Here is a 20,849-nt window from a genome sequence, read left to right as displayed (position 1 = left end):
CGCTCAGCGCGAAGCGATGGTACGCCCAAACCGCGTAGGCAATAATCTCACGAGTGTCTGGCGTCAGCGTTTACACAATATTGGCCGCTAGCGACTGCGCCTAAGGTATACATAGTAAGCTCCGGATCCACCGTGTTTCAAGCTCGCCTGTGTGATCTGAAGGATAAGTGGTTTTAGCGGATATTGCTGGAACCACTGCGGCACCTGATGTCGCAGAACGCCAAACCGCGTTGGAATAGGTCCAGCATCATCACGACCCTTACCTTTGCCAGTAATCACAAGAACAAGCCTTTTGCCTTGAGAGCTTGCATCCAAAATGAACTGAGTGAGCCGAGGGTGAGCCTGGTCGAGCGTTAGCCCGTGAAGATCAAGGCGTCCCTCAGGTGATAGCTTACCCTGTTTAAGGCGTGTGAACGTCTTTTTATCCATTGCTACCGCGACCTTTGAGATTTGATCGTCCAAGCTAGGAGTAAGATTATATCTCGCGGGTTTTGGCGCCGCTTGTTCTCCAAGCCTGAAAGAGCTGATCGAGCGCGGTAAGATCGGGTCAGAAACTAGCTTTTTAGCTAGTTTAGTGTCTATTTTTTCTACTTGGCGCGCCTTCATTGGAATTGCTGTCTCAGTGACAGATCTCCAAAGCTCTTGCTCATCCAGATTTAAAGTGCGCTTCCGACGTACCATGGTAATTAATCACCTGGAGCAAGCGTATAAGCGATTTGTATTGGCATAAGCGTCACCAATCTACCGCGATCACGAATTCGACCCGCAGCCCTGCCCGCCTGATCTCCCGTACCATAATAAATATCAGCCCGCTGCGCACCTTTAATTGCTGATCCAGTGTCTTGTGCAATCATCAACCTATTCAACGGTACAGCACCGCCCTTTTCGACCCAAACTGGCATCCCAAGCGTGTTAAATTTTGGGTCCACTGCAATTGAGCGCATAGGTGTAATTGAACGATTCATCGCGCCAAGCGGCCCTTTGTGCGATGGCACCTCAGACACCTCTCGAAAAAATACATAAGACGGATTGTGGCGCAACAACTCGGGGCCGTCGATCGGGTTTCGCTGAACCCAGCGCTGAATAACTTGAGCGGAAACTTGATGTGGTTTGTAAACACCGCGTCGGATCAGCTCCCGACCAATTGACTTGTATTCATGGCCATTTTTCCCACCGTAGCCAACGCGCATTGCGCCGCCTTCTGCCAGCTTCACACGGCCAGACCCTTGAATTTGCAGGAAAAATTTCTCTACAGGGTCATCAATCCAAACAAGCTCTAGTCCGCGGCCGTCTAGAAGACCTCGCTCCTCGATATCGCGGCGTGAATGCCATAAGCCGCCCTTTTTTAATTCAGGCGGCAAACTATGCAGCGGATACTGATATCTGCCACCACGCCTTCGCGACCCATTCAACTCTGGCTCAAAGTAGCCCGTAAACAGCGCTTGCTCCTCCGCGTTGATCACAACCGGGCGGAAAAATAGTTCGAAAAAAGTACGGGCCGAAGGCTGACTAGATGCCAATGCGCAAAGGTTAGACCACTCAGGATCCTTTATATCTGCGCAAGTTTCCTGAAAGACAGATAGGGCGGCAGAGTGGTCATCTTCAGCCCAGCCGTTTAACTCTTCAAACTTTAAAATCTGGTAGGATGGTGCAGACTCAGCCGCGCTAAAGCTCATTGCAAACCCCAGAATAAACGCCAATGCCCACCGGCCACGCTTCATTCTCCAGTAGCGACCAATTGCCAGTTCGGGTCGTCGCTGCCCATAATCCGTGCAAAAGTCCAAACATCTTTGACCCGTTTAATTTGATCCGGATCGCCCTCAACAACATCACCCGCAGCATCGCGAACAACAGAGGTTAGTTCACCGATAAATCGGACCCTCAGCTCACCCTCTTTGGTATCGTTGTCGAATTCCGCATCCACCAAAGTCATTTCACGAACACCAACAAAGGTGGCCTGAACCAAAAGGCCTTCTTTCTTGCGCTGCTCAATCACACCCTCAAAAGCCTCAAGCACATCACCGGACAGAAATGGGGCGATTTCGTCAATTTCACCCAGCTCAAAGGCCATTAAAATCATCTCATATGCACCGCTCGCACCACCAAGGAAATCACTTACCCCAAAAGATGGATCAGCACGCTTCATTGCAGTCAACGCCTTGGCCGCAGTGCTGTTCTCTTTTACGTGATCAGTAATATCCCGGTCGGCGCCGCCTTCGATAACTTCAAATTTTTGTCGCGCTTTTGACGTTGAGTCCGCACTGCTAGGCATGGGGAGCGGTGGCTTCTCGAAGCCCTCTCGCGTCCCAAGAACCGATTTCAACTTGAGAATAATAAAAACAGCAATACCTGCAAGGACGAGAAGTTGGATCATATCGTTGTTCATCAAAGCCTCTGTGCGCCGGATAGTTGGCAAATTGTAATTCAAACTCTTATGTAGGTGCTAGGCGGGCACAAGTCCACCTGACCTGCTCTTGGAAAATAGGTTTACCATGTGGTTATTCTTACTCTTCGTCTCAATTCCGATCGTGGAGATCGCACTATTCATTCAAGTCGGTGGATGGCTGGGCCTGTGGCCCACTCTGGCAATTGTGATCCTGACGGCCATTCTTGGCACAATCTTGGTGAGGGCACAGGGACTAAGCGCCATGGGTCAAATCCAAACAAACCTGCAAAAGTTTCAAGATCCCACTGAATCACTGGCTCACGGCGCCATGATTTTAGCCTCAGGATTGTTACTGCTCACACCTGGGTTTTTCACGGATGCCGTTGGCTTTGCCTTGCTAATCCCTCCGGTTCGTCTGACGCTGTTTCAATGGCTGCGCAGCAAGGTTAGAGTCCAAAGCTTTGCCCACAACAGCCCTCATCAAAAACCGCATCCGGCAAATTCAGATATCATTGATGGCGAGTTCTCAGAGCTTGACGAGGACGAACCGAAGGCAACAAATCAGCCGCCATCGGGTTGGACGCGACATTGAGTTGAGGCGGCTGTTCCAACCTGCTATGCACATCGCAACTTAATTTCTCGCTTCAAGGAGACGCCAAAGATGGCCGAAGAAAACGGCGCGGCACCTGCCGCCCCCCAACAGCCCCGCATGCAAATTTTAGCGCAGTTTATCAAGGATATGTCCTTTGAAAATATCGCTGCACAAAAAGGCCTTGGTGAAGGCGATCAAACCCCGGATATTCAGGTTCAAGTTAACCTCGACGCTAAAAAGCGCACCGGCGATGATCAATATGATGTCACCACAAAGCTGGAAGTGACTGCGAACACCAAAGGCGATGGCAAGCCTATCTTTCTTCTAGAGCTGGAATATACGGGCGTCTTCCACATTGAAAATGTACCAGAAGAACAGTTGCACCCATTCTTGATGATCGAATGCCCGCGCATGCTGTTCCCCTTCCTTCGCCGCATCGTGTCTGATGTAACGCGTGATGGTGGCTTCCCGCCGCTTAACCTAGAAAACATTGATTTTCTTGCCTTGTACCGCAATGAACTTGCGCGCCGGGCACAGGCAGAAGCCGCCTCCAAAACCGCAGACGCTTAGCCTTACCGCTTCCACAAAGCAGCATCGCCCATTTGGTCGACAAAGACCTTATGGGCGGCGCGTTCTTCCTCAGTTATCTGAGCGGCCAAAGCTGCTGGCCGCGGCTGTGCTCGCCACATTTCATCTGTTGAATCTTGGGTCTGCGCCTCTTTAGAATTTGAGAGAACTAAGTCCGGCTGCCGCCCTCCGACCAGCTCTAAGTAAACCTCTGCCAAGATTTCACTATCTAGCAACGCCCCGTGCTTTTCTCGAGCAGAGTTATCTATGCCAAATCGCCGACATAAAGCGTCAAGCGACGCAGGCGATCCGGGAAACCTCTTTCGTGCAATTGCCAGAGTATCTAGCGCCTGATCCTTCGGCAGCAGTTTTAGCCCAGCCCAGCCCAGCTCTGCGTTAAGGAATTTCATATCAAAGGCTGCGTTATGAATGACCATTCGAGAATCGCCAACAAAGTCTAGAAACGCCTGCCCGACCTTCTTAAATACAGGCTTATCGCGTAAAAACTCATCGCCCAAGCCGTGCACCTCAAACGCCCCTTGCGGCATCGAGCGCTCTGGGTTGATGTATTGGTGATAGGTCTGCCCTGTTGGCATGTGGTTGAACAGCTCCACCGCGCCGATTTCAACGATGCGATCGCCTTCACCTGGCTCAAAGCCGGTAGTCTCCGTATCTAAAACAATCTCACGCATATTTATCCCTCAGCTGTTCGACCAAAGATGTCACGGCGGCTTTGGTGGCTTCAAGGGTCAACGTCTCAATCACATAGTCCGCGCGACTTCTCTTTTGAGCATCCGGTATCTGCTTTGCCAAAATTGCCTCAAACATTTCTACTGTCATTGAGCCGCGCCCTAACACTCGATCTCGCTGAACCCGTGCCGGTGCTGTGACAACCAACACCCCATCCATTTGGCTTTGGGATCTTGTCTCATAAAGCAGCGGTATATCTAGAACGACCAAATCACTTTTACTATTTTCATTAAGAAATTTAGTCCGGCTTGCTTGCACCATCGGGTGAACCAGCGCCTCCACTTGAGTTAAAATTTGAGGATCTTCGGCTATCGCCCGCTTCATCGCCTCACGGTCAGCCATGCCCGACACAACAAACGTGGGGTTAATCTTCGCCAGCCCAAGAATTGCCTTACCACCAAGAGAGTAAAGATCTCCAACCACTTGATCAGCATCCCAAACCGCAACACCAAGGTCACGAAACATTTGGGCCGTAGTAGATTTCCCCATACCTATTGAGCCAGTTAGCCCAAGAACATAGCTTCTTGGCTTCATTCTAATACAGCACGGCGTAAATCTGCATCTACCGTTGGCGCCCTTCCAAACCAGCGCTCAAAACCGGGAACTGCTTGGTGGAGTAGCATCCCAAGCCCATCGACAGTAAAGCATCCGCGCTCCTGTGCTGAAGCAAGTAGCGGTGTCGTCAGTGGGTTATAAACAATGTCTGTAACCAGTGTTTTTGGGGTTAGACTTGCAAGGTTTAGCTTAAGCTCTTCCTTACCAGTCATCCCAAGAGACGTCGTGTTCACTAGAGTTGTTGCCTCGGTAAGCTGGCTGCCAGCTTGCGTCCAATCTACAACTTTAATCTTCCCGCCAAAATGCGCCTTAAGTGAATCTGCACGGGCGCGCGTCCGATTGGCTAAAATAACCTCAGGAACCTTCTCTTGCAAAAGTGCTGATACAATTGCTCGCGAAGCACCGCCCGCACCAAGAACTAGCGCCGGCCCTGAAGTGGGGTCCCAGCTAGGGGCTTCTTGTTTAAGGTTTGCAATAAACCCAATACCATCAGTGTTATCGGCATGCAGCTTGCCATCACTTTGAAAGGTTAATGTATTGGCTGCACCGATCAAGGCCGCGCGATCTGAAATGACATCTGCCATATCCAACACGCTTTCCTTATGTGGTATCGTAACATTGACCCCGCGAAAGCCCATCTTCGGTAAGTTATTCAATACATGGGGTAAATCTGCGCTCGACACCTCCATCGGAATATAGTGCCCGGAAATACCGTATCGACTTAACCAGTGGCCATGCAATTGAGGGGATTTGCTCTGAGCAATAGGCTGTCCGATCACGCCGGCCAAAAGAGGCTTCGAGTTGGTCATCCGTCTATTGCTCCTGACATGGTAAGATACCCTAATACATCTAATAACGGCAGCCCCAACACTGTGAAGTAGTCTCCATCAATGCGCGTGAATAACCGTGCGCCCTCAGCCTCTAACTGATAACCTCCAACGCAGTGTTTAATTTCATTCCAATTCCGCTCAACATACTCGGTAATATAGCTGGGTGATAGGGTGCGCATCGTAAGTTGAACTTGCCCCAATGTCCGCCAAACCGGCTTTGACCCTTGGTAAACAACAACAACGCTCAAAAGTTGATGCTGCTTCCCCGACATCATTGAAATCTGTGCAACAGCCTCCTCTGGTGTTGTTGGCTTTGAAAGGATTTTACCGTTAAATTCCAAAACCTGATCACACCCAAGAACTATCGCGTCTGGGTTCTGGCTGGCAACTCGACGTGCTTTATATTCCGCTAAGGTATCGGCTATATCACGAGCACTTGCTCCTTCAGACAGCAAAGCAGCCTTAATGCTACGTTCATCTATTCGAGCCACAATAGCAGTGAATTCTACGCCTGATTGACGCAACATAGTCTGACGGGCTTGTGAACCGGAAGCTAGAATAATGGCGCGGACCATGTGGACAACCCTGAGGGAAAGTTAGGTATATATATTGCGGATATCCCCACTTATCCACTGGGTTTGTTTAAGATGCCAGTCTTACCCACACTGTTCAATTTTTAGACCTCTAGTTATCCTTTGTGGATAAGAAGATCACAGGCTCGGGATAACCTTTACCTCGTTGTTTGTTGCGTTCTAATTTTCAGGGCTATTTCGGGCTGTTATACATCTTATCTTATTGAAATTAAATGATTTTTAATATTTCTTAGATGCTTCGAATTTCTCACACCTCTCAATTGGTTTTCCGTGGATAACTATTTGATCCACAGTATCCACAGTACCTACTATCAACATCATCTTTTCTTTCTTTTATTATTATTTAAGAAGGGAGACTGATAGAGAGGTGAAATGACAGATATTCTGGCAGAACTTTACCCTTGGGTTAAAAGCTTACATATCATCTCGGTGATAGCTTGGATGGCTGGGTTATTTTATTTACCAAGGCTTTTCGTCCATCATGCAGAGAAGGTGTCGAAGAATTCAGATACCGATGAGCTATTCCAGATGATGGAAATGAAACTTTTGAAGGTCATTATGAATCCTGCAATGATCAGTACTTGGGTGTTTGGTCTTTTACTGGTTATTACCCCTGGCGTCGTCGATTGGGGTCAGTACTGGCCATGGACTAAAGCGGCATCGGTTCTTGTAATGACTTGGTTTCATATGTGGCTTGGTAAAAGACGGAAAGAATTCATTGCTGGTACAAACACCCGAAAGGGGCGAACCTACCGACTTATGAATGAGCTCCCAACAGTATTGTTAATGGTTATCGTTATTTCTGTAGTTGTGCGCCCATTTTGATTTAGCTCTTAATGTTGACTTGGTACTGATGGGTTGATACCTACCGACCTTAGCAGCCGTCCGGCTGCGTTGAATCCCTGACTAATTATATTCCTACTTGGCACATGTGCCCCTGAATTGGGTGATCCCTTATGTCTGAAGACAAGCTACATCTCGCTGATCTTAAAAAAATCAGCCCTGCTGATTTGGTTGCTATGGCTGAGGATTTGGAAATCGAGAATGCGTCCACTATGCGCAAAGGGGATATTATGTTCTCGATTCTGAAGGAACGGGCGGAAGAAGGTTGGGAAGTTTCCGGCGATGGCGTGCTGGAAGTTTTACAAGATGGGTTTGGGTTTCTAAGATCGCCGGAAGCTAACTACCTTCCTGGGCCTGATGATATTTATGTATCTCCTGAAATGATCCGCAAACATTCGCTTCGTACTGGTGATACGGTTGATGGTGTTATGAAGGCTCCGGGTGAAGGCGAGAGTTATTTTGCAACGATATCAGTAGCTTTGATAAACTTTGAAGATCCGGAAAAAGTTCGTCACAAGGTATCCTTTGATAATTTAACGCCGTTATATCCTGATGAGCGCCTGACAATGGAATTGAAGGATCCGACTGTAAAAGATCGATCCGCGCGGATTATTGACTTGGTTGCGCCTATCGGAAAAGGCCAGCGGTCCTTGATTGTGGCGCCTCCGCGGACAGGTAAGACAGTACTTTTGCAAAATATCGCTAGGTCTATCGAAGAAAACCATCCTGAATGTTATTTGATTGTTTTGCTGATTGATGAACGGCCAGAAGAAGTGACTGACATGCAGCGCTCCGTTAAGGGTGAAGTTGTTAGCTCAACCTTTGATGAGCCAGCAACACGGCACGTTGGCGTGTCTGAGATGGTTATCGAAAAAGCAAAACGCTTGGTCGAGCATAAACGCGATGTGGTTATCTTACTCGATTCCATTACGCGACTTGGTCGTGCATTTAATACGGTGGTCCCATCATCTGGCAAAGTTTTGACCGGTGGTGTCGATGCGAACGCGCTACAGCGCCCTAAGCGCTTCTTTGGGGCTGCGCGCAACATTGAAGAAGGCGGCTCTCTGACGATCATTGCTACAGCTCTGATTGATACTGGATCGCGTATGGATGAGGTTATCTTTGAAGAGTTCAAAGGAACGGGTAACTCCGAAATCGTTCTGGACCGGAAAATTGCAGATAAACGTGTTTATCCGGCAATAGACATTCTAAAATCCGGGACGCGGAAAGAAGAACTTCTAGTAGATAAAAACGATTTGCAGAAAACGTTTGTTCTGCGACGCATTCTGAATCCAATGGGAACAACAGACGCGGTTGAGTTCCTTATTGGGAAGCTGAAGCAAACCAAATCTAATTCGGATTTCTTTGATTCGATGAACGCATAATTTCTGTTTTAAAACAGCGCGGTATGTAAAATGGAAACGATATTCGCCCTTGCTACTGCAAGGGGTAAAGCAGGCGTTTCTATCATTAGACTGTCTGGTGAGCGATCTTTTGTGGCCGCTAAGCTTTTAACTGGGCGTAACATAGCGGCCCGACGCCCTACGCTGGCAGAAATACGAGACGCTCAAGGCGAGCTAATTGACCAAGCTTTAATTCTTGGATTTTCTGCTGGTGCAAGCTTTACCGGCGAAGATGTTATTGAATTTCAATTACATGGTAGCCCGTCAATTGTATCAGCAGTTCTTGGCCTTTTGGGCGATATGGATGGATTAAGGATAGCGGAGCCTGGTGAATTTACCCGCCGTGCGCTTGATAATGGCTGTCTCGATTTAGCGCAGGTTGAAGGGTTAGCGGATCTTATCGATGCTGAAACCGAAGCACAGCGCCGACAAGCAATAAAAGTCTTTAGTGGAGCGTTAGGGGATAAGACGGAAGGGTGGCGTCGTGATTTAATTCGGGCTGCAGCTCTTTTGGAGGCTACAATTGACTTTGTTGATGAAGATGTTCCTGTTGATGTGTCGCCTGAAGTTTGTGAGCTTACTAATAGGGTGCGTGCAGAGCTTGATAAGATGGCTGCAGGTGTCGGTATGGCTGAAAGGATAAGAGATGGGTTTGAGGTGGCCATTATTGGCCCCCCAAACATTGGAAAATCAACACTATTGAACGTATTGGCTGGCCGAGATGCGGCGATTACCTCTTCTGTCGCAGGCACAACGCGCGACATTATTGAAGTTAGGATGGATTTGCACGGGCTTCCCGTAACTCTCCTTGATACAGCTGGACTTAGGGATGCGACTGATGGGGTTGAGGCGATTGGGATTGCACGGGCTGTGAGGCGCGCTGAAACAGCGGATATCCGCATATTCCTTATAGAAAATAATGGAGCTACCCTGCCTGTAGGTAAGCAAGAACAGGATATAGTTGTATACGGAAAGTCGGATATTACTGGTGCTGGGTTGTCTGGCTTGACTGGTGAGGGCATTCCGGAGCTTTTGGATTCAGTTTATGAGGTGTTGTCGGGTTTGGCGTCTGGTGCTGGCTTGGCTATTCGTGAGAGGCATCGGGTTGCTCTGAGTGTGGCTTCAGAGGCTTTAGAAGCTTGTGTTGGGGAAATGACCTATGGAATGGATCGCGCAGAGATAGCATCAGAAGAGCTCCGCGTGGCTGTGCGCGCTTTGGAAAGTATGATAGGTCGCGTAGATATCGAATCTATTTTAGATGAGATTTTCGCAAGTTTTTGTTTGGGCAAGTAGGAGTGTTTCACGTGAAACATTCAGGATTTGATGTAATTGTGATTGGCGGGGGTCATGCCGGTACCGAAGCAGCACATGCTTCGGCGAGGATGGGTGTGCGAACAGCGTTGGTGACGCAGAATGCCAAAACAATAGGAGTTATGTCCTGTAATCCAGCAATTGGCGGCCTTGGTAAGGGCCACTTGGTACGAGAAATTGATGCGCTCGATGGAATTATGGGCCGTGCGGCAGATGCGGCTGGTATTCAATTTCGACTATTGAATAGACGCAAAGGCCCAGCGGTGCAGGGGCCTCGAGCACAAGCAGATCGAGCTTTGTACCTAAAGGCAATTCAATCCTTTATTTACGCTCAGCCGAACCTGACGGTGATTGAGGCAGAGGTTAGCGATTTACTCATGCAAGGGAGCGCTGTGTGTGGGGTTATTCTGGCGGATGGGTCAGAGATTTCATCTCGGGCGGTTGTTTTGACATCCGGGACCTTCCTTCGGGGTGTGATGCACATTGGTGATGTCTCTCGATCTGGCGGGCGAATTGGGGATGCTGCAGTAATTAAGCTGGCGGAGAGGCTTGATGATTTTGAGCTTCCAATGGGACGCTTAAAAACGGGGACCCCACCTCGCCTTGCGAGCGATACAATTGATTGGGCCGCTTTGGAAATGCAGTCTGGTGATGTAAGCCCAGAGTTATTTTCATTCCTTCCTGGCGGCCCGCTGGTTCGTCAGGTGTCCTGCGGAATTACGTATACAAATGAAGAAATGCATGACTTGATTCGAGAAAATTTAAGCAAGTCTGCAATGTATGGGGGTAAAATTGAAGGAGTTGGTCCTAGATATTGCCCGTCAATCGAAGATAAAGTGGTGCGGTTTTCAGATAAGACGTCACATCAGGTCTTTCTTGAGCCGGAAGGCTTAACTAGTAATTCAGTTTATCCAAATGGGATTTCCACATCCCTACCAGTCGATGTACAAGAGAAATATGTTAAATTAATTCAAGGTCTTGAAGGGGCAAAAATATTACAACCAGGGTATGCGATTGAGTATGATTACGTTGATCCGCGCGCTCTTGGGCGAACACTTGAGCTTCGTGATGTACCGGGTTTTTTCCTGGCAGGGCAAATTAATGGGACAACAGGATATGAAGAGGCGGCGGCACAGGGATTGATGGCAGGCATTAATGCGGCTCGCCGCTCTTTGGGGGCGTCTGATTTTATTTTGAGTCGCTCTGAAGCGTATATAGGGGTGATGATTGATGATTTAGTGTTGCGGGGCGTTCAAGAGCCCTATCGAATGTTCACATCTCGGGCGGAGTTTCGAATGTCATTACGTGCAGACAATGCTGACCAGCGACTTACGAGACGTGGGGCTGAGGTAGGTTGTGTTGGCGATGTGCGTGCGAAGATGTATTTAAAGAAAAGCACTGAACTGAACGCTTTACGTGATAAAATGGACGAAATTAGAGTAAGCCCTCAGGAGGCTGAGCGGGCTGGATTAAAAGTAAACAAGGATGGCAGAATGAGATCAGTTTTTGAGCTGCTGTCCTTTCCTAATGTGACGATAGAATCGGTGGAGATGTTGGTTCCGGGCTTATCTAGCGTCCCTTCAGAATTAACTGTCCAAATTTCAAGAGACGCGCTGTACTCAAATTATATTGGGCGACAAAAGAAAGACGTTGAGGCATTGAGGCGTGATGAGGCCATCGTAATTCCCGATGACTATGATTTTCTTGCACTTAAGGGGCTCTCAAACGAACTGAAGTCTAAACTTAATTCAGCGCGACCAGCCACGATTTCACAAGCGGCTAAGATTGATGGAATTACTCCGGCGGCATTGACGTTGATTTTGGGTAGATTGAAGGCTGCTAGTAAAGGTGCGAGGTAAGGAGTTGATATTTAAAAATAAATTACAAGACGAGTTGGATGTTTCACGTGAAACAATGAGCCGCTTAGAGGCTTATGAGGCGTCATTAAAAAAGTGGAACTTAAAGATTAACTTAGTTGCGCGCTCAACTGTCAATGATATTTGGGAGAGACATTTTCTTGATTCGGCGCAGGTTTTTTCAATGTTACCGGCAGAGGCTGCTACGGTTTATGACTTTGGGTCAGGAGCTGGTTTCCCCGGCCTTGTGGTTTCAGTCCTAGCAAAAGAAAAGATGCCCTTATTAAGGGTTAAGCTGGTTGAATCTGACTTGCGAAAAGCTGCGTTTTTGAGTGCAGTGGCACGCGATCTGGATTTGAATGTAACAGTTTGTGCAGAGCGCGTTGAAAACCTGAAGGGACCGCGCGCGGAAGTCGTTATGGCGAGGGCGCTGGCTCCATTGTCAGATTTATTGCAAATGGCATTTATGCACATGAGTAAGGATGGGCAGGCAATGTTTTTAAAGGGATTGAGGCATCTTGAAGAGCTAGACACGGCGATGTCGATGTGGGATTTTGATGTTGAAAAGAAGAAAAGCTGGACGAGTCCGGGATCATCCCTGCTGATAATTAAAAACCTAAGGCAGAAATAATAAATGGCGCGAAACCCTCCAAGAGTTATCTCTGTGGCAAACCAAAAAGGTGGAGTCGGGAAGACAACGACAACGATAAACCTAGGTGCGGCTCTAGCTGCGAAAGGACTTCGAGTTGGACTAATTGACCTGGACCCCCAAGGAAATGCCTCGACAGGTTTGGGTGTGGAGCATAGTGATCGAACCCAAACTACCTATGATTTACTACTTAATGGCCTTTCCCTTAATGAGGTCTTGAGGAAAACGGCGGTTCCGGGGCTACTTATTTCACCGGCGACTGCAGATCTGAATTCTGCAGATTTAGAGCTGGCGTCAACAGCGCGACGGGCGTTTCTTCTAAGGGACGCCTTGCGCGGAGTGGACGTGGAAGTGCTTGATTTAGACTACATATTAATAGATTGTCCGCCGTCGCTAAACCTCTTGACGTTGAATGCAATGGTTGCCTCAGATTCGGTTTTAGTTCCACTTCAAGCAGAGTTCTTTGCTTTAGAGGGACTTTCTCAGCTGATGTTATCAATTCGTGAAATCCGAGAGACAGCTAATTCGCACCTTCGCTTAGAGGGTGTTGTCCTGACGATGTATGATAAGCGCAACAATTTGTGTCATCAGGTGGAGCTTGATGTTCGGGATAATCTGAAAGATTTGGTTCTGAAAACAATGATTCCGCGGAATGTTCGCTTAAGTGAGGCTCCATCTTATGGTCTTCCAGTGATTAACTACGACCCAAGATCTCTTGGAGCGATTGCATATAAATCGCTTGCGACAGAAATACTTACGCGGCACAGGCAGCAGGATGGGATATAGTATGGCGGAGAAGCGAGGGCTTGGGCGTGGATTATCAGCCTTAATGGCAGATATTGATGTGTCAGATCAACCTAAGGCAAATGCAGTCGAGGGCAGGGGTGAACGTGTTGTTCCGATTGAACGAATTGAGCCAAACCCAGATCAGCCAAGGCGAAATTTTGATAAAACTAGCTTAGAAGAGCTAGCGAGTTCGATTAAAGCAAAGGGTGTTATTCAGCCGCTTGTTGTTCGTGCACATCCAAGGACGAAAGATCGATTTGAAATAGTTGCGGGAGAACGGCGTTGGAGGGCGGCGCAGATTGCCAATCTCCACCAAGTACCTGTTGTTGTTCGAAACTTGAGCGATATTGAGGTTCTTGAGGTTGCGATTATTGAGAACATCCAACGTGCAGACCTTAACGCGGTTGAGGAGGCGGTAGGTTATCGCCAGCTTTTGGAGAAATTCGGACATACTCAAGAGCAGCTGGCAACTGCCTTAGGTAAAAGTCGTAGCCATATAGCCAATTTAATTCGGTTGCTTGGGCTTCCTGAGGCTGTGGTTGAAATGTTGCGCTGTGGTGAGCTTACAAGTGGGCATGCGCGCGCATTGATAACAACGAAAAACCCAGTCCAATTAGCGAAACTGGTTGTAAAAAACGGCCTGTCTGTACGTGAGACAGAAAGGCTTGCAAAGCAAGGACTTGTAAAGCCTAAACAGAAGGTCATTCAGCGGCGTGAAAAAGACGCGGACACCAAGGCATTGGAGGGGGATTTGTCTGCTTCATTGAAGATGCCTGTTAATATTGAGCATATTGAAGGCACGGAGAGCGGTCGTCTTTCCGTTAAGTATGGTGACTTTGAGCAGCTGGATGAGATTTGCCGGTTGTTAGCAGCAGTACAGCGTTAGGTTACTAGTCTAGCTAGAATGGCGTTTAGTAATATTCTGGCATGCGGGGTGACGGTAAGTATATTGCTATCATGAGTAAGATGATTGGATTCGACTAACTCATTGATTTTACTTCTAGAAATTAAGTTTGCATCAAGCTTGAGAAGATGATTTAGATTGCATCCTTCGTCCAAACGCAAAGACATCAACAAATACTCAAGCGCCTGCTCTTCTCTTGAGAGGATAGAGCTAAGGCTTTCCCCTGTGCCTGATATTTTTACGGAATCTAGCCATTTTTCAGGTAATAGGTGAGTTTCAGTTGCTTTGCGCCCAGGTTTTGCGTCAAAGCGGCCATGTGCGCCAGGGCCTACACCAATATAGTCCCCGCCTCGCCAGTAGATTAGATTATGACGCGATTCCTCCCCTTTTCTGGAGTGATTTGAGACCTCATATGCAGGAAACCCATGGGATGATGTTAGATCTTGTGTAATTTCAAACATATCAGCCGATAGGCCATCCTCTGGTAGCCCTCTTAGGCCACCACGGGCAAGGCGGTCCCCAAATGAAGTGCCGTCCTCAACGGTTAATTGGTAAAGAGAAAGGTGATCTACGGCCATATCTAATGCAGCGGTGAGTTCTGCCTCCCATCCGGCGGCCGTCTGGTCTTGGCGAGCATAGATTAGGTCGAAGCTGACACGGTTAAAGATTGAACGGGCGGTTTCAAAGGCTTCCCGAGCTTCGCTTACAGAATGAAGCCGCCCTAATTTTTTAAGATCATGGTCATTGAGAGCTTGAATCCCCATAGAGATACGGTTCACGCCTGCCTCATGAAAGCCAGAAAATCTAGTGGCCTCAACCGACGTGGGATTTGCTTCTAGTGTGATCTCAATGTCGTTGGTGCAGCGCCAATTTTGCCGAATACGCTCAATAATAGCACTGACTGTTTCTGGCAGCATTAAGCTAGGAGTTCCGCCTCCAAAGAAGATTGTGCTGACAATATGCTCGGGTGTCTGGTTATGGAGGCGATCTAATTCACTTAAATAGGCTTTAAGCCATGCGGATTGGTCAATATCTTTCGATACGTGGCTGTTAAAATCGCAGTATGGACACTTGGCCTGACAAAAGGGCCAGTGCACATAAGCCCCAAACCCGGCACGCTGCCAATTTTTAATTTTCAAAAGCTTTGACCAGCTTGGCAATGGCATTTGCGCGGTGGCTTATCTTATTTTTCTCCCAGCGATCCATTTCCCCGAAAGTGATATTGTATCCGTCCGGCTGAAAAATTGGATCGTAGCCATGGCCTTGTTCACCACGCATGGGCCAAACGACTTGACCCTCCATGGTTCCGGGGAAAACTTCGTCATGACCGTCTGGCCAGGCGAGGACTAAGGTCGCGCAAAACCGGGCGGTCCAAGGTGCTGTATGGCCGGACTTTAGAATTTCATTATGAGTTCGCGTCATTGCTAGATTGAAATCCCTGCCTTGAGGGGTTTCCGACCAATCCGCCGTGTAGACGCCGGGGGCACCACTTAAGCAATCAACCTCTATGCCGCTATCATCAGATAGAGCAGGTAGCCCGGTGGCTTGAGCCGCAGCATGTGCCTTGATACGTGCATTTCCAACAAATGTAGATTCTGTTTCATCGGGTTCAGGAAGGTTGTGGTCAGCGGCAGAGGTAATCGTGATACGGAAAGGCTCTAACAAGGCAGAAATCTCTTCTAGCTTACCTTTGTTATGGGTCGCCACAAGTAAAGCATCACCAGTAAATTTACGCATAAACTAGCCTTCGACTGCTGCTTTTTGAATGGCTGTTAGTTCTGTAATCCCTTTTTCAGCAAGGTCCATGAGTTGGTTAAGTTCATCACGGCTAAATGTGGCTCCTTCGGCTGAGGCTTGAACCTCAATCAGACCAAGCCGGCCAGTCATTACAAAATTTGCATCGGTGCCGGCGTCGCTATCTTCTGGGTAGTCGAGATCTAGAACGGGCTGACCAGCATAGATACCGCAGCTTATGGCGGCGACGTGATCTGTAAGAGGGTCAGTCGTGATGTCCCCCGCCCTCATTAACGCATTTACCGCTAGGCGGAGCGCAACCCAGCCACCAGTAATGGATGCACAACGCGTTCCACCGTCGGCTTGAATAACATCACAGTCGATAACAATCTGGCGCTCACCCATTGCGACGCGATCAACACCTGCGCGCAGGGAGCGTCCAATGAGGCGTTGGATTTCTTGTGTCCGGCCAGATTGGCCACGCTTTGCTTCGCGGTTCATGCGGGTATGTGTTGCGCGAGGCAGCATGCCATATTCAGCGGTGACCCAACCTAAGCCGGAGTTGCGCAGGAATGAAGGTACACGCTCATCTATGGAGGCTGTGCAAAGAACATGAGTATCGCCGCATTTTATCAGGCAAGACCCCTCTGCATGACGTGTGACATTAGTCTCGATTGTGATGGATCTCATTTCGTCGAGCTGTCTGCCGGAAGGGCGCATATCAATTCTCCTGTTGAACGTGCTCAGTTACCCTTGTGATAGGTGTGGTTGCAAGCCACATTGAGAGCGCGCTTTGTTAGTTAAGTAGGAAGAGAGTCACACAATGAAGACTGGCGACCCATTTTCTCAGATGAATGACCGTAGCCGGGAGGTCTTTCAGCGGATTGTTGAATCGTACCTGACCAGTGGTGATCCGGTTGGCTCACGGGCGCTGACGCGAACTTTGTCTGAGAGTGTTAGTGCGGCAACGGTTCGGAATGTAATGCAGGATTTGGAGTTTTTGGGGCTTCTTGATAGCCCACACGTATCTGCGGGGCGCATTCCGACGCAGGCTGGTCTGCGGTTGTTTGTCGACGGCTTGCTGGAAATGGATGAGGTTACGTCACAGGACCGTGAAAAGCTGTCTGCCACGGTGGGTAGCAACGAGCGCGACGTTGGTGGGATGTTGGACCGTATCGGATCGGCGCTGTCGGGGGTAACTCAAGGGGCCAGCCTTGTACTAACCCCGAAGCATGAAGCGCCGATTAAGCATATCGAATTTGTTAGTCTGGCCGCCGATCGCGCCCTTGTGGTTTTGGTGTTCGCAGATGGCCATGTTGAAAATCGAGTTTTCATGCCACCAATCGGGCAAACGCCATCTTCTATGCGTGAGGCTGCTAACTTTTTGAATGCGATGGCCGTGGGGGTGACTATTTCGGAGCTTCGGGGAAGAATTTCGCAAGAAATTGGTCTGCGGAGACAAGAGTTGGATGTTCTTGCCAGAGATTTGGTGGAAACTGGGTTGGCCGTATGGGAAAATGAGGGTGAGCAAACAGAGCGGCTTATTGTTCGGGGTCGTGCGAATCTTCTGGAAGGTGCGGAGGATACGGAAGCGCTGGAGCGGGTTCGAGCGCTATTTGATGACCTTGAGCGCAAGCGAGATATCGCGGATTTTCTTGAATTGACGGATGAGGGAGAGGGTGTGCGCATTTTTATTGGGTCTGAGAACAAACTCTTTTCACTTTCGGGTTCCTCTTTGGTGGTCTCTCCCTATATGAACTCTGATCGAAAGATCATCGGTGCTGTGGGAGTCATTGGACCAACCCGACTGAACTATGGGCGCATTGTGCCTATTGTGAATTATACAGCGCAGATGGTCGGCAAACTGATTTCGGACGCTGGGTAGAGGTTACAAATGTCTGACGTAAATAAAGAAGATGATTTTCAAACGGATCATCTAGAGGCGATGGCCGAAGAGATCGTGGATATCACGGAAGAGTCTGCTGAGATGGAGGCCTTAATTGAAGAGCGAGATATGCTCAAAGACCGGCTTCTGCGAGCGCTGGCAGATATCGAGAACACGCGGAAACGTGGTGAGCGAGACCGTCGTGAAGCGGAAAGCTATGGTGGCTCTAAACTGGCAAAAGATATGCTGCCTGTTTATGATAACCTGCGTCGCGCGGTGGATGCGGTTGATGATGCGCAACGCGAAGCGGCGAAGGCTGTGTTGGAGGGTGTTGAGCTGACATTGCGCGAGCTTATCCATGTGTTTGGTAAGCATAAAATAGAGCCTATTATGCCGGAAATTGGTGAAAAATTTGACCCCCAATTGCATCAAGCAATGTTTGAGGCGCCGCTGCCTGATACTAAGGCTGGTGATGTCATTCAGGTGTTGGCTGAAGGGTTTCTGCTGCATGATCGCTTGTTGCGCCCGGCCCAAGTTGGAGTTTCATCAACTCCGGGTTAGGTCTTTCAGTTCGTAAAGTAATTGCAAAGCTTCGCGCGGCGTTAATTCGTCGGGCGAAACTTGGTTTAGGCGCTCATCGATGGCAGATACTTTTGCAATCGGCGCTGGAGTCGATATTGTCGAAAATAGCGGTAGATCGTCTATGAGAGACTTTTGTCGAACACCGCCTTCTCGCTCTCCTTTTTCTAGTTGTTCCAACACTATTTTTGCACGCTCAATGACGGATGGGGGAAGACCTGCGAGTTTTGCGACTTGAACGCCGTAAGATCGATCTGCGGCCCCTCGTTTGACTTCATGTAAGAAGATTATGTCGCCGTCCCATTCCTTTACGGTAACGGTGGCATTTTCTACCCCAGAAAGCTTTCCGCTTAGCGCTGTCATCTCGTGATAATGCGTTGCGAACAGTGCGCGGCAAGTATTAACCCCATGCAAATGCTCTAAAGTGGCCCACGCAATGGATAGGCCGTCATAAGTTGCTGTGCCGCGTCCAATTTCATCAAGGATAACCAGCGCACGTTCATCTGCTTGGTTTAAGATGGCAGCGGTTTCTACCATTTCAACCATAAAAGTGGAACGTCCGCGCGCGAGATCATCAGAAGCACCTACACGACTGAATAGTTGTGAAACGAGACCGATGTGGGCGGAATCTGCGGGTACAAAAGACCCTATTTGGGCTAAAAGTGCTATTATAGCGTTTTGGCGCAGGAATGTAGACTTACCTGCCATATTCGGTCCGGTAAGAAGCCAAATGCTGGAATTTCCAGTCTTAGCGGATAGATTGCATTCGTTGGCCACAAAGGGTGTTCCGTTTTGTGCTTTTAGTGCCATTTCAACGACGGGGTGGCGTCCACCTTTGATGGCAAAGGCACGAGAGTCATCAATGATTGGGCGAACCCAATCTTCTGAGATTGCCAAGTCTGCCAAAGCTGCGAATACATCTAGCTGCGCAAGAGACGCGGCTGCCGCGAACAGATCGGCACTTACGTTTAGTACTTGGGAGCAGATGTCCTGGAATATCTGAAGTTCAATCTCGGTGGCCCGCCCGCCGGCATTCAAAATCTTAGTTTCAAGCTCCGATAGCTCGAGAGTAGTAAACCGAACTGCATTTGCGGTTGTTTGGCGGTGGATAAACCGCTCAGATAGCGGGGGGCGCAACATTTTTTCAGCATGGGCGGCGGTTGTTTCGATAAAGTAGCCCAGCACGTTATTGTGTTTTATTTTTAAAGTACTCACGCTGGTATCTGCGGCGTATTCGGCTTGATACTCGGCGATGATTTGGCGGCCTTCATCACGCAGTTTACGCATTTCATCCAGTTCGGCATGAAAGCCGTTAGCAATAAACCCACCATCACGTGTAAGAATCGGAGGCTCTGCAATTAGGGTTTTTTCTAGAAATTCAGAGATTTTATCATGACCTATGAGGCTCTGATTTTGCGATGTAATAGCATCTGGGAGGTCCTCATTTACAAGCAATTTATGCAATGTTAGGCACTGTTCTAGGCCAGATCGGAGGGATACTAAGTCACGAGGTCCACCTCGTGCCATTGCTATCCTTGATAGGGCGCGATCCATATCTGGGACACGTCTGAGGATTTCGCGTACATCACCTCTAAGGGCTTGGTGTGCAGTAAAAGCGTCCACGGCCGCTAGTCTTGATTGGAGTTCATCTAAGTTTGTAGATGGGCTGGCAAGTCGCCGACCCAACAGGCGACCTCCGCCTGACGTTAAAGTTCGCTCAATAGTGTCTAATAATGACCCTTTACGTGTGCCATTCAGGGTTTGGCTTAATTCCAAGTTTTTTCGTGTTGCGGCGTCGATCTGCATTAGCTGGCTGGCAAGCTCGCGGATTGGTGGACGTAGTAGCGGTAATTTGCCTTTTTGGGTGATATCCAAATAGTCAACGAGGGCGCCTAAGGCTGCAATTTCAGCGCGCGAGAAGGCTCCGAAGGCATCTAAGGACCCTACAGAATAGAGACTAATAAGGCGTTTTTCAGCGGCAGTGCTGTCAAAACTACCCCGACTGAGAGGTGTCAGTGCTGATCCTGTTTCTTCGATTACCGGTAAAAGTTCATCAAAAGCTGTGTCGGAAACCAGAAGTTCACTAGGGGCGAGGCGTGCAAGCTCTGGCAACAGGCGAACGCGGGAACAAGGGCCTGCACGCATTTCACCAGTTGAAATGTCGACCCAAGCAATGGCGCCATCCCCGCGAATGTCTGCATATGCAGCAAGGAAATTGTGACGGCGGGGCTCTAAGAGGCTATCTTCGGTTAATGTTCCTGGTGTTACCAGTCGAACAACATCACGTTTGACCACGGACTTCGCTCCGCGCTTTTTCGCTTCCGCAGGGCTTTCTAGTTGTTCGGCCACAGCAACACGAAACCCTTTGCGAATTAGGGTTAGAAAGTAGTTTTCTGCGGCATGAACCGGTACGCCACACATGGGGATATCAGTGCCCAAATGCTTGCCACGTTTTGTAAGGGCAATGTCCAGAGCCTCAGAGGCCGCGACAGCGTCATCGAAGAACATCTCGTAAAAGTCACCCATTCGATAGAATAGTAGTGCGTCCGGGTACTGGGACTTAATTTCCAGAAATTGCGCCATCATTGGCGTTACTGATGCATTGATGGTGCTCACGGCTCACTCC

At 48.8% G+C, this 20,849-nt stretch carries 22 protein-coding genes; 11 read left to right on the top strand and 11 right to left on the bottom strand.

What is annotated here, in order from left to right:
* Nucleotides 1-87: 87 nt before the first annotated feature.
* Genes AC3Y7R_RS16420 through AC3Y7R_RS16410 form a run of 3 tightly spaced genes read right to left on the bottom strand, consistent with a single transcriptional unit; the run spans nucleotide 88 to nucleotide 2,386 of the window.
* Nucleotides 88-681 (bottom strand): Smr/MutS family protein, encoded by a 594-nt coding sequence (locus AC3Y7R_RS16420; protein WP_490043149.1) that lies wholly within the window; start codon nucleotides 679-681, stop codon nucleotides 88-90.
* Nucleotides 682-686: 5 nt separating this feature from the next.
* A complete protein-coding gene (gene mltA, locus AC3Y7R_RS16415; protein ID WP_490043148.1) occupies nucleotides 687-1,721 on the bottom strand; it encodes a murein transglycosylase A in 1,035 nt (344 codons plus the stop codon).
* Nucleotides 1,718-2,386 (bottom strand): Tim44/TimA family putative adaptor protein, encoded by a 669-nt coding sequence (locus tag AC3Y7R_RS16410; RefSeq protein ID WP_490043147.1) that lies wholly within the window; start codon nucleotides 2,384-2,386, stop codon nucleotides 1,718-1,720. The genes mltA and AC3Y7R_RS16410 overlap by 4 nt, the downstream gene beginning before the upstream one ends.
* Nucleotides 2,387-2,492: 106 nt before the next feature.
* On the opposite strand from AC3Y7R_RS16410, the gene AC3Y7R_RS16405 reads away from it, so the two are divergent.
* Together AC3Y7R_RS16405 and secB are read left to right on the top strand one after the other, a co-directional pair.
* Nucleotides 2,493-2,978, top strand: coding sequence for an FxsA family protein (locus AC3Y7R_RS16405; RefSeq protein ID WP_490043146.1), 486 nt, complete (start codon nucleotides 2,493-2,495; stop codon nucleotides 2,976-2,978).
* Between the two features lie 69 nt (nucleotides 2,979-3,047).
* Nucleotides 3,048-3,548: a protein-export chaperone SecB gene (secB, locus tag AC3Y7R_RS16400; protein WP_490043145.1), complete on the top strand. Its 501-nt coding sequence runs from the start codon at nucleotides 3,048-3,050 to the stop codon at nucleotides 3,546-3,548.
* A gap of 2 nt (nucleotides 3,549-3,550) precedes the next feature.
* Here the strand turns inward: secB and dnaQ are convergent, their stop codons facing one another.
* From dnaQ to AC3Y7R_RS16380, 4 genes are read right to left on the bottom strand one after another with little or no spacing between them, the layout of a single operon-like run.
* Nucleotides 3,551-4,237 carry a DNA polymerase III subunit epsilon gene (dnaQ, locus tag AC3Y7R_RS16395; protein WP_490043144.1) on the bottom strand — a complete coding sequence of 229 codons (687 nt, stop codon included), beginning with the start codon at nucleotides 4,235-4,237 and terminating at the stop codon, nucleotides 3,551-3,553.
* Complete coding sequence (gene coaE / locus AC3Y7R_RS16390) at nucleotides 4,230-4,829, bottom strand: dephospho-CoA kinase (RefSeq protein ID WP_490043143.1); 600 nt, start codon at nucleotides 4,827-4,829, stop codon at nucleotides 4,230-4,232. Before coaE ends, dnaQ begins: the two co-directional genes overlap by 8 nt.
* Complete coding sequence (locus tag AC3Y7R_RS16385) at nucleotides 4,826-5,659, bottom strand: shikimate dehydrogenase (RefSeq protein WP_490043142.1); 834 nt, start codon at nucleotides 5,657-5,659, stop codon at nucleotides 4,826-4,828. The genes coaE and AC3Y7R_RS16385 overlap by 4 nt, the downstream gene beginning before the upstream one ends.
* The gene (locus AC3Y7R_RS16380; protein ID WP_490043141.1) at nucleotides 5,656-6,255 is read right to left on the bottom strand and encodes a Maf family protein; all 600 of its coding nucleotides are present in this window, start codon (nucleotides 6,253-6,255) and stop codon (nucleotides 5,656-5,658) included. Before AC3Y7R_RS16380 ends, AC3Y7R_RS16385 begins: the two co-directional genes overlap by 4 nt.
* 390 nt (nucleotides 6,256-6,645) lie before the next feature.
* Between AC3Y7R_RS16380 and hemJ the strand changes: the two genes are divergently transcribed.
* The 7 genes from hemJ to AC3Y7R_RS16345 all read left to right on the top strand — a co-directional run bounded on the left by hemJ (nucleotide 6,646) and on the right by AC3Y7R_RS16345 (nucleotide 14,007).
* Nucleotides 6,646-7,098: a protoporphyrinogen oxidase HemJ gene (gene hemJ / locus AC3Y7R_RS16375; protein WP_490043140.1), complete on the top strand. Its 453-nt coding sequence runs from the start codon at nucleotides 6,646-6,648 to the stop codon at nucleotides 7,096-7,098.
* A 131-nt stretch (nucleotides 7,099-7,229) separates the two neighbouring features.
* Nucleotides 7,230-8,501, top strand: a complete 1,272-nt coding sequence (gene rho / locus AC3Y7R_RS16370; RefSeq protein WP_490043139.1) for a transcription termination factor Rho — start codon at nucleotides 7,230-7,232, stop codon at nucleotides 8,499-8,501.
* 30 nt (nucleotides 8,502-8,531) lie between these two features.
* Nucleotides 8,532-9,812 (top strand): tRNA uridine-5-carboxymethylaminomethyl(34) synthesis GTPase MnmE, encoded by a 1,281-nt coding sequence (mnmE, locus tag AC3Y7R_RS16365; protein WP_490043138.1) that lies wholly within the window; start codon nucleotides 8,532-8,534, stop codon nucleotides 9,810-9,812.
* An 11-nt stretch (nucleotides 9,813-9,823) separates the two neighbouring features.
* Nucleotides 9,824-11,689: a tRNA uridine-5-carboxymethylaminomethyl(34) synthesis enzyme MnmG gene (mnmG, locus tag AC3Y7R_RS16360; RefSeq protein ID WP_490043137.1), complete on the top strand. Its 1,866-nt coding sequence runs from the start codon at nucleotides 9,824-9,826 to the stop codon at nucleotides 11,687-11,689.
* A gap of 4 nt (nucleotides 11,690-11,693) precedes the next feature.
* Complete coding sequence (gene rsmG / locus AC3Y7R_RS16355) at nucleotides 11,694-12,317, top strand: 16S rRNA (guanine(527)-N(7))-methyltransferase RsmG (protein WP_490043136.1); 624 nt, start codon at nucleotides 11,694-11,696, stop codon at nucleotides 12,315-12,317.
* A 3-nt stretch (nucleotides 12,318-12,320) separates the two neighbouring features.
* On the top strand, nucleotides 12,321-13,121 hold the full coding sequence (locus AC3Y7R_RS16350; protein ID WP_490043135.1) for a ParA family protein: 801 nt from the start codon (nucleotides 12,321-12,323) through the stop codon (nucleotides 13,119-13,121).
* 1 nt (nucleotide 13,122) lies between these two features.
* Nucleotides 13,123-14,007 (top strand): ParB/RepB/Spo0J family partition protein, encoded by an 885-nt coding sequence (locus tag AC3Y7R_RS16345; RefSeq protein ID WP_490043134.1) that lies wholly within the window; start codon nucleotides 13,123-13,125, stop codon nucleotides 14,005-14,007.
* Here the strand turns inward: AC3Y7R_RS16345 and hemW are convergent.
* Genes hemW through rph form a run of 3 tightly spaced genes read right to left on the bottom strand, consistent with a single transcriptional unit; the run spans nucleotide 14,004 to nucleotide 16,479 of the window.
* Nucleotides 14,004-15,158, bottom strand: a complete 1,155-nt coding sequence (gene hemW, locus AC3Y7R_RS16340) for a radical SAM family heme chaperone HemW (protein ID WP_490043154.1) — start codon at nucleotides 15,156-15,158, stop codon at nucleotides 14,004-14,006. The two genes, AC3Y7R_RS16345 and hemW, sit on opposite strands and share 4 nt — an antisense overlap.
* Nucleotides 15,154-15,762 carry an RdgB/HAM1 family non-canonical purine NTP pyrophosphatase gene (gene rdgB, locus AC3Y7R_RS16335; RefSeq protein ID WP_490043133.1) on the bottom strand — a complete coding sequence of 203 codons (609 nt, stop codon included), beginning with the start codon at nucleotides 15,760-15,762 and terminating at the stop codon, nucleotides 15,154-15,156. The genes hemW and rdgB overlap by 5 nt, the downstream gene beginning before the upstream one ends.
* Before the next feature lie 3 nt (nucleotides 15,763-15,765).
* Nucleotides 15,766-16,479, bottom strand: a complete 714-nt coding sequence (gene rph / locus AC3Y7R_RS16330) for a ribonuclease PH (RefSeq protein ID WP_490043132.1) — start codon at nucleotides 16,477-16,479, stop codon at nucleotides 15,766-15,768.
* Nucleotides 16,480-16,582: 103 nt separating this feature from the next.
* Here rph and hrcA point away from each other — a divergent pair, with 103 nt between their 5' ends.
* Both hrcA and AC3Y7R_RS16320 read left to right on the top strand, forming a co-directional pair.
* Complete coding sequence (gene hrcA, locus AC3Y7R_RS16325; protein WP_490043131.1) at nucleotides 16,583-17,644, top strand: heat-inducible transcriptional repressor HrcA; 1,062 nt, start codon at nucleotides 16,583-16,585, stop codon at nucleotides 17,642-17,644.
* 9 nt (nucleotides 17,645-17,653) lie between these two features.
* A complete protein-coding gene (locus tag AC3Y7R_RS16320) occupies nucleotides 17,654-18,205 on the top strand; it encodes a nucleotide exchange factor GrpE (RefSeq protein WP_490043130.1) in 552 nt (183 codons plus the stop codon).
* On the opposite strand, the gene mutS is transcribed toward AC3Y7R_RS16320, so the two are convergent.
* Nucleotides 18,191-20,809 (bottom strand): DNA mismatch repair protein MutS, encoded by a 2,619-nt coding sequence (gene mutS, locus AC3Y7R_RS16315; RefSeq protein ID WP_490043153.1) that lies wholly within the window; start codon nucleotides 20,807-20,809, stop codon nucleotides 18,191-18,193. The two genes, AC3Y7R_RS16320 and mutS, sit on opposite strands and share 15 nt — an antisense overlap.
* Nucleotides 20,810-20,849: the final 40 nt, after the last annotated feature.

It is taken from the genome of Litoreibacter sp. (genome assembly GCF_058136045.1).
Note: the sequence above shows the minus strand (reverse complement) of the source record. Positions and strands in the feature narration are given on the sequence as shown.